Source organism: Bradyrhizobium sp. USDA 4353, from assembly GCF_054063215.1.
On sequence record NZ_JBSSGB010000001.1, the window covers coordinates 6497350 to 6510799 of the forward strand.

The 13450-nt window shown below is 66.4% G+C and carries 13 protein-coding genes; 6 read left to right on the forward strand and 7 right to left on the reverse strand.

Features of this window, described 5'->3' with window-relative positions; translation table 11 throughout:
* The first annotated feature begins 37 nt into the window (after positions 1-37).
* Complete coding sequence (locus ACVILH_RS29540) at positions 38-1522, forward strand: UdgX family uracil-DNA binding protein (protein ID WP_456716033.1); 1485 nt, start codon at positions 38-40, stop codon at positions 1520-1522.
* A gap of 204 nt (positions 1523-1726) precedes the next feature.
* A complete protein-coding gene (locus ACVILH_RS29545; protein ID WP_456716034.1) occupies positions 1727-2992 on the forward strand; it encodes a TIGR02281 family clan AA aspartic protease in 1266 nt (421 codons plus the stop codon).
* A 28-nt stretch (positions 2993-3020) separates the two neighbouring features.
* On the opposite strand, the gene ACVILH_RS29550 is transcribed toward ACVILH_RS29545, so the two are convergent.
* Complete coding sequence (locus ACVILH_RS29550) at positions 3021-3728, reverse strand: trimeric intracellular cation channel family protein (RefSeq protein ID WP_456716035.1); 708 nt, start codon at positions 3726-3728, stop codon at positions 3021-3023.
* Between the two features lie 149 nt (positions 3729-3877).
* Between ACVILH_RS29550 and ACVILH_RS29555 the strand changes: the two genes are divergently transcribed.
* Positions 3878-4699, forward strand: a complete 822-nt coding sequence (locus ACVILH_RS29555; protein ID WP_456716036.1) for a universal stress protein — start codon at positions 3878-3880, stop codon at positions 4697-4699.
* 127 nt (positions 4700-4826) lie between these two features.
* Here ACVILH_RS29555 and ACVILH_RS29560 read toward each other — a convergent pair whose 3' ends face one another.
* From ACVILH_RS29560 to ACVILH_RS29580, 5 genes are all read right to left on the reverse strand, one after another.
* Positions 4827-5510 (reverse strand): hypothetical protein, encoded by a 684-nt coding sequence (locus ACVILH_RS29560; RefSeq protein ID WP_456716037.1) that lies wholly within the window; start codon positions 5508-5510, stop codon positions 4827-4829.
* Positions 5511-5519: 9 nt separating this feature from the next.
* Entirely contained in the window at positions 5520-6314 is a 795-nt protein-coding gene (locus ACVILH_RS29565; protein ID WP_456716038.1) for an SDR family oxidoreductase, read from the reverse strand.
* A 47-nt stretch (positions 6315-6361) separates the two neighbouring features.
* Positions 6362-7129 (reverse strand): 7-alpha-hydroxysteroid dehydrogenase, encoded by a 768-nt coding sequence (hdhA, locus tag ACVILH_RS29570; protein WP_456716039.1) that lies wholly within the window; start codon positions 7127-7129, stop codon positions 6362-6364.
* A gap of 110 nt (positions 7130-7239) precedes the next feature.
* Positions 7240-7362: a hypothetical protein gene (locus ACVILH_RS29575; protein WP_456716040.1), complete on the reverse strand. Its 123-nt coding sequence runs from the start codon at positions 7360-7362 to the stop codon at positions 7240-7242.
* Positions 7359-8528, reverse strand: coding sequence for a M20 aminoacylase family protein (locus ACVILH_RS29580; RefSeq protein WP_456716041.1), 1170 nt, complete (start codon positions 8526-8528; stop codon positions 7359-7361). The genes ACVILH_RS29575 and ACVILH_RS29580 overlap by 4 nt, the downstream gene beginning before the upstream one ends.
* A 176-nt stretch (positions 8529-8704) precedes the next feature.
* On the opposite strand from ACVILH_RS29580, the gene ACVILH_RS29585 reads away from it, so the two are divergent.
* Positions 8705-10324: a GMC family oxidoreductase gene (locus ACVILH_RS29585; protein WP_456716042.1), complete on the forward strand. Its 1620-nt coding sequence runs from the start codon at positions 8705-8707 to the stop codon at positions 10322-10324.
* 362 nt (positions 10325-10686) lie between these two features.
* Here the strand turns inward: ACVILH_RS29585 and ACVILH_RS29590 are convergent, their stop codons facing one another.
* Positions 10687-11859: an acyltransferase family protein gene (locus tag ACVILH_RS29590; RefSeq protein WP_456716043.1), complete on the reverse strand. Its 1173-nt coding sequence runs from the start codon at positions 11857-11859 to the stop codon at positions 10687-10689.
* Positions 11860-12075: 216 nt separating this feature from the next.
* On the opposite strand from ACVILH_RS29590, the gene ACVILH_RS29595 reads away from it, so the two are divergent.
* Both ACVILH_RS29595 and ACVILH_RS29600 read left to right on the forward strand, forming a co-directional pair.
* Positions 12076-13020, forward strand: a complete 945-nt coding sequence (locus ACVILH_RS29595) for a metallophosphoesterase family protein (RefSeq protein WP_456716044.1) — start codon at positions 12076-12078, stop codon at positions 13018-13020.
* Between the two features lie 11 nt (positions 13021-13031).
* Positions 13032-13361 (forward strand): cupredoxin domain-containing protein, encoded by a 330-nt coding sequence (locus ACVILH_RS29600; protein ID WP_456716045.1) that lies wholly within the window; start codon positions 13032-13034, stop codon positions 13359-13361.
* The last annotated feature ends 89 nt before the right edge of the window (positions 13362-13450 follow it).

Consider the following 13450-nt stretch of genomic DNA (forward strand, 5'->3'; position numbering starts at 1 on the left):
TCGTCGCTCCGCTCCTCGCAATGACGTGAGGAGACAAATGCACGTCGTAACCCTCGACAGCGACACCGATTTCGATGGCTGGCGCAAGGCGGCGCGGGCGCTGGCGATGAACGACGTCAGGGCCGCCGATGTGAGCTGGCGGGTGAAGGGCGCGACGGCCGATCTGTTCGACGATCAGTCGGAGTCACGCCTCCCCGACGTGCCCAAGGGCGCCTTCTCGGTGCCTGCGAGCTTCATGGAGCTGGCCGAAAGCGCGATCCTGCACAGCGATCCCAATCGCTTCGCCCTGCTCTACCGGCTGCTGTGGCGTCTGCGCACCAACCACGACCTGATGGATATCGCGACCGATCCCGATGTCGCCCAGGCCAACGCGCTGGCGCGCGCCGTGCGCCGCGACGTCCACAAGATGCACGCCTTCGTCCGCTTCCGCGAGGTCGGCCGCGAGCGCGACGCGCGCTACGTCGCCTGGTTCGAGCCGGAGCACCACATCGTCGAGCGCGCCGCTCCCTTCTTCGCCCGCCGCTTTGCCGACATGCCCTGGTCGATCCTGACGCCGGAGATCTGCGCGCATTGGGACGGCAGCCGGGTCTCCTTCACCCCGGGTGTGAGCAAGGCTGAAGCGCCGACCGAGGACCGGCTCGAAGAGGTCTGGCTGCGCTATTACGCCAGCATTTTCAATCCGGCGCGGCTGAAAGTGAAGGCGATGGAGAAGGAGATGCCGAAGAAATATTGGCAGAACCTGCCCGAGGCGAAGCTGATCCAGCCGCTGATCGCGGAAGCCAGCCGGCGCACATCCATGATGATCGCCGATGAAGGCACCGAGCCGCACAAGCCGCAGAAACGCGTCGAGGAGACCGCGATGACCCGCAAGCCGAAAGCGCACGCGCCTGCTGCCGCTCAGACTTCACGTGATGTCGAGGCGACCGATCTTCAGACCTTGCGTGAAGAAGCCGCCGGCTGCCGCGCCTGCCCGCTGTGGAAGGACGCGACGCAAACCGTGTTCGGCGAGGGCCCGGAGCACGCGCCGCTGATGCTGGTCGGCGAGCAGCCCGGCGACAAGGAGGACCTTGCCGGCCATCCCTTCGTCGGCCCCGCCGGCCAGATGCTCGACCGCGCGCTCGAGGAAGCCGGCATCGACCGCTCCAAGGTCTACGTCACCAATGCGGTGAAGCACTTCAAGTTCGTCCCCCGCGGCAAGATCCGGCTGCACCAGAAGCCGGCGACACCGGAGATCAAGGCCTGCCGGCAATGGTACGAGCGCGAGCTTGCGGCCGTTCGCCCCGCTTTGGTCGTGGCGATGGGCGCGACGGCCGCTCAGGCGGTGTTCGGCAAGATCACCCAGGTCACCAAGAACCGCGGCCACATCGTCGAGCTGCCCGAGGGGTCCAAGGCGATGATCACGGTGCATCCGTCCTATTTGTTGCGGCTCCCCGACGCGGAGGCCAAGGCGCGGGAGTACGAGCTCTTCGTTAAGGACCTGAAGATCGCCGCCGCCGCGCTCAAGCGCGCGCACGCTGCTTGAGCGACGCGCGCTGCCCGCCGCCGAGCGCCGGTCAACTTTCCTCCATCGTCTCGCCTCGACAATGCAACCATGAGCTGATCGAGATCGTCCACGCGCGGCGAGAGCTCGTCATGCTTGATCTTGGCAACCGCGTTCGGCATTCACATGCATGTGGGGGATCACGTGGCTGCGGTCGCGGAAGAGGTTGGGGTCGAGGCAGGGGCGATGACGGATGATCAAGCGGCGGCAAGCCCGACAGCCACTCCCCCGAACGACTTCAAGCCCGGCGAGCATCGCACGACCGAATTCATCGAGCGGCGCAGCCTGCTGCCGCGGATCTTCCTCGGCCTGATCATGGCCGTGGCCGTCGGCGGTGGCAGCCTCTATCTGCTGCGGCCCGATTTCGCCGCGCCGGTCGATCAGGTCATCCAGACCTTCCGCAGCTCGGCGGTGGCGGAGCCCGATCGGCCTGCGACGGCAGCGGAGGCCAGGGCGGAAAGCCGATTCACCGGCCTCTACCAACGCTACCGCGTTGCTCCCCTTCCGGCCGGCCTCGAGAGCGGCGCCAAGCTGAGCAGCCTGCTCGCCACCTTGCAGAAGGAGCCATGCGACAAGCAGACCGCCTTCCACGCCTCCGTCGCGCTCGAGGAGCGGCGCGAGACCCGGTTGGCGGCTGACCTCCTGAACGGCTTCGCCGACAGCTGCCCGGAAAGCACCGCCGAGCGCGCCCGCGCCGGCGAGCTGTATTATCTGCTGGGCGACTATGACAAGGCGATCCGGCTGAGCTCCGAGGTGATCGGGCGCCGTCCCGAGGTGCAGAAGCCCTATGTGATACGCGCCCGGGCCGAGCAGGCTCTGAAGCGCTATGCGGCGTCGATCGACGACTACACGACCATGATCAGCCTGATGCCCGATGCAAAGATGATCATGTCCGATGTGTTCACCAGCATGTCCGACAGCTACGAGAAGCTCGACCGCCCGTGCGAGGCGATCGGCCCGATCCAGACCTACATCGCGCTCGACAGCGAGAAGCGCTCGACCCAGCCGCTGCTCCGCCGCATCGCCACGCTGGCGGCCAAGGGCAATTGCACCCAGGTCTACGCCACCGGCACCGCCCGCATTCCGCGCCGCTCCAGCGGCGTCACCACCGCCAAGGTCCAGATCAACGGCGTCACCGGCACCTTCGTCATCGACACCGGCGCGAGCTTCGTCATGCTCACCCGCGGCTTCGCCGACAAGGCCAAGCCGCAGATGTTCAAGACCGACCCGGTCGAAATCCAGACCGCCAACGGCACCACCTCGGCCAATCTGGCGACCGTCGACAGCGTCAAGCTCGCCGGCGTCTCCGCCTCCGGCGTTCCCACCATCATCGCCGCCAAGGGCATCGGCGACGGCATCGACGGCCTGCTCGGGATGTCGTTCCTGAGCCGCTTCACGGTCGTGATGTCGGACCGCGAGATCCAGCTCAAGGCCAAGACGCTGAACGAGTAGCGGCGGCTCACGCCACCACGCGGCGTGCTCACTCCGCGGCAACGCCGGCATCATCAGGGACAGACGTCACGCGATCATGCCCTCCGCGCACCGATAGGATGGCGATCGCGCGAATGAGCAGCGTCGCCAGGAAGCCGGCGAGGATGGCCCAGGCTTGCGGCACCTCGAGCAGCCGCATCGCCGCCACCACGCCCGCGCCGAGAAAGGCCGCCTCGAGGATCCAGTGGCGGGGGCGCAGCGTCGCCGGGACTTCGTTGATCAAGACGTCGCGAATGATGCTGCCGAAGCCGGAGCCGATCGCCCCCATCAGCGCGCACAGGATGAAGAGCTGCGCCGTGGCCAGCACACCGGGACCGATCGACAGCGACAGGATCGCGTAGGCCTTGGTGGCGCCGAGCGCGGCAAACGAGGCCAGCGCAATCGCCTCCGCGCTTTCCCTGATCACCCTGTCGCGCCTTGCGATGAGCCGTTTGACCAGCGCGACATGCGCATAGAGCATCGCCACCGCGAACACCGCGACCACTTCGAGCGGATAGACGATCCAGAAGAAGGGCTGCGCCGCCGGCCCCAGCAGCAGGTCGCGCAAGGTGCCGCCGCCGAACGCGGCCGCGAAGGCGCAGGCGAAGATGCCGAGCGCCGACAGTCTCTTGGCGTCGGCGACGATCATCGCATTGACTGCGAACGAGACGATGCCCAGGGTCTCGATGGCGACGAACCAAGCATGACTCGAACGCATGATCTGCAACGCCTTCTTCCGTCCCGCGGATGACGCAACAATTCCAGACGCGGCTGCGGCATGCAACGCCGGGCTGCCCAGTTTGATCACGCCGGGCTCGGAGGCCGCCATCCGTCATGCTATGCTCCTTGCAGTTGAGGGAGATGGCCATGAAGGACCTGCTGCTGATCGCACGCCCCGACTGGTTCGAGGGACAAGGCGGCGCCGCGCCAATGGCGTTGGCTTTGGCGAAACAACTCACAGCACAGCTGTCGGTCATGGTCGCTGCGCTGGAGCGCGACGACCGCCCACCGCCGCCGGACAACATGCAGCTTGGATGGCGACAAGAGCCGGCGGCTGCTCCGATCGCGGAGGCGATGCGCCGGCTCGGCGCGAGCGCGGCCGAAGCCGAGGTGACGATGACCGCGCTCGATGCGCCGGCGGAGACGGCCGCGCTGCGCGCAGCCGCCGTCGACCACCTCAAGCTCCGCGACGTCGCCCTGATCGATGTGTTCGGCACGAGCGCGACAATGCGGGCCGGCCTGGTCGAGGCCATGCTGTTCGGCAGCGGCCGCCCGGTGATCATCGTTCCCCCCGATCGCCGGGCCACCGCCATCCGGAAGGTCCTGGTCGGCTGGGACGCCTCGCGCGCGGCGGTCCGCGCCATCCATGACGCGCTGCCGCTGCTGCAGCGGGCAGACCAGGTGACGCTGCTGTCGATCGCCGACGGCGGCGCGGCCGACCTGAAGCCCTCACCTGCGGCGATGACCCAGCATCTCGCGCGTTGGGGCGTTCGCGTAGAGGCAACCATCGTTCGCGGCGAGCGCGCAGCGGTCGCGGCGACACTGCACGCTTACGCTACTCAGTCGGGTTGCGACCTGCTGGTCATGGGCGCGGCCGGCGCATCGGCCAGGGATGCGTTCGTGTTCGGCAGCGCCGCGCGCGACATGCTGGCAACGTCCATCGCGCTGCCGGTGCTGCTCAGCCATTAGCGGTCGGAGAACGATCCGGAAGGCAGTCTCACTCTTCGAAGACGTTGCGCTCAGCCCCTAAGTGATCACCAGACCAGCGCTGACCACAGCAACATCCGAGACGATCATCCCGATGGGCCTCCCCCGCTCACGGCTTGATCGCCATGATCTCCTCGAGGCTCGGAAACAGCAGCTTACGGCAGGATTCAAGCGAGGGGGCGCGGTTCTGGTATTCGGCCTGGGCGATGCCGAGCTGCGCCTGCTTGTCGAGCAGCGATGACAGCGATTCATTGCGCTGCCGGTACAATTGCTCGGCGCGCGCAACGACCTTCTCCATGAAGTCGAGCCGCGCCTTGGTGGCGGCAACCTCGTCGGGCCCCTTCTCGCAGCCGGCCTCCCAGCCCTTGCGGAAGGTAGCGTAGATCGCGTCGGTGGTCTGTGGCACGCCGCCGAAATGCTTGGCGAGCTGCACCATGGCCTGGTACTCGGCCTGGACATAAGCGAGATTCTTCTCGGCGACGACGAGCTGGGCCTTGTTCCAGGTGTCCTTGAGCTGGGCGATCTCCAGCTCCACCAGCGGAATCGATTTGCGCTCGTAGAGCTCCTGCTTCTGCTTGAGCAGGGTCGCGTCGCGCTCGAACTGGGCGCGGTCGCGGTCCAGCTGGATGCGCGCCATCATCACCTGATAGCCATAGGAGCGGCCGTAATCGACCAGCAGCATCACGGCGATCTGCTTGTCGTTCACCGGGGCCTGCTCCTGCGCCGCCGCAACCCGCACAAGGCTCAGGAGCGTCACGAGAGTCAGTGCGAGCGGTCGTCGCAGCGCGATCATCTGCGTTCCTCAATGGCCGAACAGCCGCACGACGGCGCCGCCGCCATGGACGTTGATGGTCTGGCCGCTGATCCACGCGCCCGCCGGCGAGCACAGCCACAGCATGGCGTTGGCGACGTCCTCGGGGCGGCCGGGCCGACCGGTCAGCGTGTCCGGATGCATCATCCTCTGTTGCGTCGCCTCGTCGATGCCGGCGGACTCATAGCCGGCCGTGATGACGGTGCCGATGAGGATCGAGTTGACGCGCACCTTGCGCGCCAGCGCGTGCGCAAGGCTCACCATCATCTGGTTGAGCGCGGCCTTGGCGGTCGCGTAAGCGAGGATGTCATAGGCCGGCACGGCCGATGAGAACGAGCCGGAATTGGTGATGGTCGGGTTACTGGCCTTGGTGAGATGCGGCAGGCAGGCCATGCTCATGCGGTAGGCGCTGATCGTGTTGAGCTTGTAGGAGGCGATCATGTCGGCCTCGCTGATCCCCAGGGGATCGGGATGCACGCCGCCCCAGCCGACATTGTTGATCAGCGTCGAGATGCCGCCGAACGCCTCCGCGGTCGCAGCGACGACGGCGGCGATGTGATCCTCCCGGGTCACGTCGCAGGCGATGCCGCGGCAATCATGGCCAGTCTCGCGCGCGATCGCGGCTGCCGTCTCCTTGGCCTTGTCGCCGTTGAGATCGGCGATCATCACCTTGGCGCCGGCGCCGGACAATGTGCGGGCGATGCCGGCACCGATGTTCTGCGCCCCGCCGGTGATGATGGCGCTGTGACCGGTCATGCGGAATTCCGCGAACGCATCGAACGTCATGGGCAGCCTTCCTGCTTTGCGATGATGGGATGAGCTCGGGCCGGCGCTCAATCGAGCTCCTGCACGCCGCCGCCGGAGACGGTCAGCACCTGGCCGCTGATCCAGCTCGATGCGGGCGCGCACAGGAACAGCGCGGCATGCGCGATGTCGGTGGCCTCGCCGAGCCGGCCGAGCGGGGTATGCTTGAGCATCGCGCGCTCGACCTCCGGCGTCAGCACCGAGCCGAGCGCCGCCGTCTTGATCGCGCCCGGCGCGATGGCGTTGACGCGGATGCCCTTGGGGCCGAGGTCGAAGGCGATGTTGCGCGTCAGATGGTTCACCGCGGCTTTCGACGAGCCGTAGGAGGCCATCCGCACATTCTTGTTCTCGCCGGCCATCGAGGAGATGTTGAGCACCGCGCCGTGCCCCGCCTGCTCCATATGCGGCACCGCGAGCTGCGTCAGGCGAAACAGCGAGAATACGTTGAGGTCATAGGCCCAGCGGAAATCGTCCATCGGCATCGCGAACGGCTTGGGCCCGCCGCCGCCGGCATTGTTGACGAGAATGGTGAGGCCACCGAATGATTTTACGGCCGCAGCGACGACGCCGGTGAGGTCGGCCTCGGCGGTCACGTTGCAGGCCAGGCCGATCGCCTGCCCGCCGCTCTGCTTGATCCCGGCCGCGACCTGCTCGGCAGCCTCCGCCTTGAGATCGCTCACCACCACCTTGGCGCCGGCCGCTGCAAAGCATTCCGAAATGGCCTTGCCGATTCCGGCGCCTGCGCCGGTGACGACGGCAATCTCGCCGTCCAGACGAAACAGTCCGGGATCGAACATGACGCCCCCCACGCAACGTTTTGAAGCGTGGGTATCCACATCCCGCAAAATCGCACAAGCGGCGACCTGCTCAAAATGAGCAGGTCGCCGGGGATCTCGCAGATGCAAGATCAATGGTGCGGAATCAGGCTCTTCAAATCGCAGAGCAGGCCGGCCACGCGATCGTTCGATGGCTCATCGAGCGCGAACGTCGCGCGACCTGTTTCGGCGCGGCGGCGGTTCGCCGCGCTCACGCCGCCAGCGTGTTCTCCACCACCTTGATGAAGAACGAGGTGCCGTAGACGATCGCCTCGTCATTGAAGTTGTAAGCGGGATGATGCAGGCCGGCCGAGTCGCCGTTGCCGACGAAGATGAAGGCGCCGGGGCGGGCCTCCAGCATGTAGGCGAAATCCTCGCCGCCCATCATCGGCGGCATCTCGTGGACGTTGGCGTCGCCCGCGACCTCCTTGGCGGCGCGGATGGCGATCTCGGTCTGCTCGGCGTGATTGACCACGACCGGATAGCCGCGGGTGTAGGCCAGGTCGATCTTGGCGCCGGTCATCTGGGCCACGCCGGCCACGACCTCGCGTACCCGCTTCTCCATCAGCTCGCGGATCTTCGGCGTCAACGTGCGCACCGTGCCGCGCAGCACTGCGCTGTGCGGGATCACGTTGCGGGCATTGCCGGCGTGGAACTCGCAGATCGACAGCACGGCTGCTTCCAGCGGATCGACATTGCGGGCGACGACCTGCTGCAACGCGGTGACGAGCTGGGCGCCGACCATCAGCGAGTCGATGCAATTGTGCGGCTTGGCGGCGTGACCGCCATGGCCCTCGATGGTGATGTCGACCGAGTCGGTCGAGGCCATCAGCGCCCCCTGGCGGATCGCGAACGCGCCGACCGGCAGGCCCGGACCGTTGTGCATGCCGTAGACCTGGTCGATCTTGAAACGCTCGATCAGGCCGTCCTTGATCATCGCGTCGGCGCCGCCGCCGCCCTCCTCGGCCGGCTGGAAGATCACGGCGACCTCGCCGGCGAAGTTGCGGGTCTCCGCGAGATAGCGCGCGGCGCCCAAGAGCATCGCGGTGTGGCCGTCATGGCCGCAGGCATGCATGATGCCCGGGGTCTTGGAGGCATAAGGCAGGCCGGTGATCTCCTCGATCGGCAGCGCGTCCATGTCGGCGCGCAGGCCGAGCACCTTGACGTCGCCATTGCCGGGCTTGCGGCCCTTGATGACGCCGACCACGCCGGTCTTGCCGAGACCCGTCACCACCTCGTCGCAGCCGAACTCGCGCAGCCGATCGGCAACGAAGGCGGCCGTCCGGTGCACCTCATAGAGCAGCTCGGGATGCGAATGGATGTCACGCCTCCAGGCCTGGATATCGGGCTGCAGATCGGCGACGCGGTTGACGATGGGCATGGGGAATCTCGTAACTCCAGAAGGGATTTGAGCCGTTCTAGCATGCAAAAGTCACACCGCCCAAGCTGGGGGCTGCGCAAGCCTCATGGCTCGGTCAACCAGCCATGAACGGGACGCTTGTCCCGCGCCCTCCCGGCTGACTAAAAGCTGGCCCAAAGATTGGGAAGGGAATGCCGATGGGACGCCAGCTCGCGGGGGATTTCGACTACATCGTGGTGGGCGCCGGCACCGCCGGGTGCATCCTCGCCAACCGCCTGTCCGCCGATCCCCGGAACCGGGTGCTGATTCTCGAGGCCGGCGGCAATGACAACTGGATCTGGTTCCATATTCCGGTCGGCTACCTCTTCGCGATCGGCAATCCCCGCTCCGACTGGATGTTTCGCACTGAGGCCGAGCCCGGGCTGAACGGCCGCTCCCTCGCCTATCCCCGCGGCAAGGTGATCGGCGGCAGCTCGGCGATCAACGCGATGATCTCGATGCGCGGCCAGGCCGCCGACTACGACCATTGGCGCCAACTTGGGTTGGCCGGCTGGTCCTATTCCGATGTGCTGCCGGTGTTCCGGCGGCTGGAGGACCATTTTCTCGGCGAGAGCGAGCACCATGGCGTCGGCGGCGGCTGGCGGATCGAGGCGCCGCGGCTGTCCTGGGCGGTGCTGGACGCCGTCGGCGATGCTGCCGAGCAGATGGGCATCCGCCGCATCCCGGATTTCAATACCGGCGACAATGAAGGCATCAGCTATTTCCACGTCAACCAGAAGCGCGGCCGGCGCTGGTCGTCGGCACGCGGTTTCCTCAAGCCCGCGCTGAACCGGCACAATCTCCGGCTCGAAACCAACGTTCACGTCGATCGCCTGATCGTGGAGAACGGCCGCGCGGTCGGCGTGCGCTTCCGGCAGAATGGCGAGACCATCGAGGCGCGCACCAAGGGCGAGGTGATCCTCAGCGCCGGCTCGATCGGCTCGGTGCAGGTGCTGCAACGTTCGGGCATCGGCCCGGCCGAGTGGCTCGGCGAGCTCGGCATCGATGTCGTCATCGACAAGCCCGGCGTCGGGCGCAATCTGCAGGACCATCTGCAGCAGCGCGCGATCTACAAGGTGTCAGGCGTCAAGACGCTGAACGAGACGTACTACTCACTGGTCAAGCGTGGGCTGATGGGGGTCGACTACGCGCTCCGCCGCCGGGGTCCGCTGACGATGGCGCCGTCGCAGCTCGGCATCTTCACGCGCTCGGATCCAAGGCGCGACCGCGCCAACATCCAGTTTCACGTCCAGCCGCTGTCGCTCGACAAGTTCGGCGATCCGCTGCATCGCTTCCCGGCGATCACCGTCAGCGCCTGCAATCTGCGCCCGACCTCGCGCGGCACGGTGCGCATCCGCTCGGCCAAGCTCGACGAGGCGCCATCGATCGCGCCGAACTATCTGGCGACCGAGGACGACCGCCAGGTGGCCGCCGACGCCATCCGCGTCACGCGGCGGCTGATGAAGCAGAGCGCATTGGTGGCCTACAAGCCTGAGGAGTATCTCCCCGGTCCCGCCGTCGGCGACGATGACGCCGCGCTCGCCAAGGCCGCCGGCGACATCGGCACGACGATCTTCCATCCCGTCGGCACGGCGAAGATGGGCACGGCAGATGATCCGATGGCGGTGGTCGACGAGCGGCTGCGCTTCCGCGGCCTCGACGGCCTGCGCATCGCCGACGCCTCGATCATGCCGACGATCACGTCAGGCAATACCAACACGCCGACCGCGATGATCGCGGACAAGGCGGCGTCGATGATTTTGGAGGATGGGCGTTGACGATCTCCATGCCGCTCGCCTGTCGCGAGCGGCATGACGCGAGATCGAACTCCTGACGATGGCTGTACGCTTACGCCGCGCGAACCGGCAGCGTTTTAGCGGCCCAAGCTGACACTTCTCTGACAGCGCGCGACCATCGGACGCGATGCAGGACAGTGGGAATAACGTCCGCACCGTCATCCGCCTGTCGTCACTTCATGCCGCAAAAACGTAGGGTGGGCAAAGCGACGCCGAAAGGCGGCGCGTGCCCACCGTCTTACGGCAGACTCCGCGGCAAGATGGTGGGCACGGCGCGCGCGAGTTCATCGCGAACAGCCGACATCACGGCCCGCCTTTGCCCACCCTACAGATCATCGCACGACCTAGATGATCCGCGCGACCAGCGGAATTCGCCGCAACAGCGCGGCGGCCAACCAGCTCACCGCCAGCGTCCCCACTAGCACGATTGCGAATTTCACCGCCGCGGGCCACGCCGGATCGAACACCAGATATTGCAGCCAGAGCAGCGGCAGGAAGTGCAGCAGATAGATGCCGTAGGCCGACGGCTGCATGCGGTCCATCAGCGACAGCGGCGCACGCGCCCAGCGCAGGAAGAAGGTCGGCACGCCGAATGCCATCGACGCGCAGAAGCTTGCGACGGCGCTCCCGTAGGCCGCGCGCCACCACAGCGGCGGAGAATCGAAATCGGCGATCCAATTGTGATGGGCATAGGCGAGCAACAGGACCAGGCCGTAGCAGCCATAGGACAGAGCGAACCAGATCGCCCAGCGCTGCACCAGCGCGCTGTCCTGCGCGAACGGGCCGGTGCGCAGGCCGGCGGCACCGATCGCGATGCCGGCGACGAAGAACGTCGGATAGAGCAGCGCGCGGCTCGCTTGCAGCGGCAGCGGGAAATGGCCGGGCATGAACCACAGCCCGTCGCCGAAGACGAGATGCGGCGGCAGATAGGCGGCGTTGGCGATGGCGAGGAAGACGACAAAGCCCGTGAGTGGATAACGCAGCAGCGCGCCGGCCCAGCGTCCGAGCGCCGGGATCATGCGCGGCGCGACAGCCCATGTGAGAGCAGCGAGCAGATCGAAGATCAAGAGCACGCCGAGAAACCAGGCCGAGCCCGACGGCCACGGACCTTCGCTGATCATCCGCCACCACACCGTCGTGAACTGATCCTCTGCGACGTAGTAGCGGTAATAGGCGATCGGCATGATGACGAAGATCGAGACGATGTAGGGCACGCCGAGCCGCAGCGCGCGGCGGCCGACATAGTCGGAGGCGCCCCGCCTCGCCAGGCTCGCCGGCACGAACAGGCCGGAGATGAAGAACATGCACGACATGAAGTAGCTGTCGTTGAACAGCGCGACGAGATCGAAGCCGAGCCAGTGCATGCGGTCGCCGCCCTGCCCGAAATAAGTGTAGTTGATCGCGGAGTGATAGAGAACGACCGACAGTGTGATGAAGGTGCGGGCGCGGTCGAGCGCGACGATGCGGCCGTCGGCCGCCTCGGTCCGTGGCTGGGTTGAAATCACACGCTCATGCATCAACGTCGGGTCCAGGGATCAGCAATGCCATGAGTTTCTTTATACCGTTCAAAATCTAGAACGGATGACATCCTGCTTGAACAATCCGAGCCTTGCCTGCGACCCGCGCGATCACGAACGCGTCAATGCCGAGCCAGATGCGGGACGCCGGGAATAAACCCGCCGCGAAACCGCTCTCCTCCTCCGCAAGCCCAGTGAGGGCGACGGGAGAGCACGATGAGCTTCGACAATCATGATGACGGCAGCCACAGCCGCCGCAAGGTCCTGGAATGCATGACATGGGCCGGCACCGGCGTGCTCTGGACGCTGGCCGGCGGCGTGCCACGCTCGCTCGGCCTCGTCGAGGCCGCGCGCGCGGCTGAGCAGAAGGCCACCGGCCTTACCTTCCTGCAGATCAGCGATAGCCATGTCGGCTTCGACAAGCCGGCCAATCCCAATGCGATCGGCACGCTGGAGGAAGCGGTCAATCGCATCAAGGCGATGCCGGTGAAGCCGGCCTTCATGATCCATACCGGCGATATCTCGCATCTGTCGAAGGCGGCCGAGTTCGACGATGCCGACCGCATCATCTCGCAGACAAGGCTCGACGTGCACTATGTGCCGGGCGAGCATGATTTCCTCGACGAGGACGTCAAGCTTTACAAGGAGCGCTACGGCAAGGGCACGCGCGGTGCCGGCTGGTACTCGTTCGACGCAAGCGGCGTGCACTTCATTGGCCTCGTCAACGTCGTCGATCTCAAGGCTGGCGGCCTGGGCAATCTCGGCGCCGAGCAGCTCGCCTGGCTGGAGCAGGACCTGAAGGGCCGTTCGCGATCGACCCCGATCGTCGTGTTCGCGCATATCCCGCTGTGGACGGTGTATCCGCAATGGGGCTGGGGCACCGAGGATGGCGGCCGCGCGCTCGACATGCTCAAGGGTTTCGGCTCGGTGACGGTGCTGAATGGCCACATCCATCAGGTGATGCAGAAGGTCGAGGGCAACGTCACCTTCCACACTGCGCGCTCGACCGCGTTCCCGCAGCCGGCGCCGGGCACGGCGCCCTCGCCCGGCCCAATGAAGGTCGAGGATGCCAGGCTGCGCAGCCTGCTCGGCATCGCCAGCATCGACTTCAAGCTCGGCGACGAGCGCCTCGCCATCATCGACACGCCGCTGGCGGGCTGAAGGACTGCGTCATGATCAAGCTTGTCTCGCGGGGGCGAAGCATCCGCCTCGCCCTCATCGCCGCCGCCGTGCTCGGCGCCGCGCCGCTGCACGCCGAGACCGTCAAGGTCACCATCGACAATTTCACCTTCACGCCGGCCGACGTGAAAGTGAAGGTCGGCGATACCGTGACCTGGACCAACCATGACGACATCCCGCACACCGTGGTGTCGGCCGGCAAATACAGGTCGAAGACGCTCGATACTGACGACAGCTTCTCATTCACCTTCACGTCGAGCGGCGACTACAAGTACTTCTGCTCGCTGCATCCGCACATGACAGGGATGGTCAAGGTTGAGTAGCCTGACGAACCAGGGCATGAGAGCAGCGTCATGGCCGGGCCTGCGGCAAGCCGCCGCTCCGGCCGTGATGCTGCGCCCCGAACCGGAAA

Bases quoted from the DNA above. Each gene is read 5' to 3' on its own strand.
- hdhA (WP_456716039.1), bottom strand. From the start codon at position 7,129: ATGTTCGATCCCGGACTGTTTCGTCTGGACGGCGAGATTGCCGTCGTC.
- ACVILH_RS29565 (WP_456716038.1), bottom strand. From the start codon at position 6,314: ATGACGTTCGATGCGTTCGCGGAATTCCGCATGACCGGTCACAGCGCC.
- ACVILH_RS29585 (WP_456716042.1), top strand. From the start codon at position 8,705: ATGGGACGCCAGCTCGCGGGGGATTTCGACTACATCGTGGTGGGCGCC.
- ACVILH_RS29540 (WP_456716033.1), top strand. From the start codon at position 38: ATGCACGTCGTAACCCTCGACAGCGACACCGATTTCGATGGCTGGCGC.
- ACVILH_RS29595 (WP_456716044.1), top strand. From the start codon at position 12,076: ATGAGCTTCGACAATCATGATGACGGCAGCCACAGCCGCCGCAAGGTC.
- ACVILH_RS29560 (WP_456716037.1), bottom strand. From the start codon at position 5,510: ATGATCGCGCTGCGACGACCGCTCGCACTGACTCTCGTGACGCTCCTG.
- ACVILH_RS29590 (WP_456716043.1), bottom strand. From the start codon at position 11,859: ATGCATGAGCGTGTGATTTCAACCCAGCCACGGACCGAGGCGGCCGAC.
- ACVILH_RS29600 (WP_456716045.1), top strand. From the start codon at position 13,032: ATGATCAAGCTTGTCTCGCGGGGGCGAAGCATCCGCCTCGCCCTCATC.
- ACVILH_RS29580 (WP_456716041.1), bottom strand. From the start codon at position 8,528: ATGCCCATCGTCAACCGCGTCGCCGATCTGCAGCCCGATATCCAGGCC.
- ACVILH_RS29550 (WP_456716035.1), bottom strand. From the start codon at position 3,728: ATGCGTTCGAGTCATGCTTGGTTCGTCGCCATCGAGACCCTGGGCATC.
- ACVILH_RS29545 (WP_456716034.1), top strand. From the start codon at position 1,727: ATGACGGATGATCAAGCGGCGGCAAGCCCGACAGCCACTCCCCCGAAC.
- ACVILH_RS29555 (WP_456716036.1), top strand. From the start codon at position 3,878: ATGAAGGACCTGCTGCTGATCGCACGCCCCGACTGGTTCGAGGGACAA.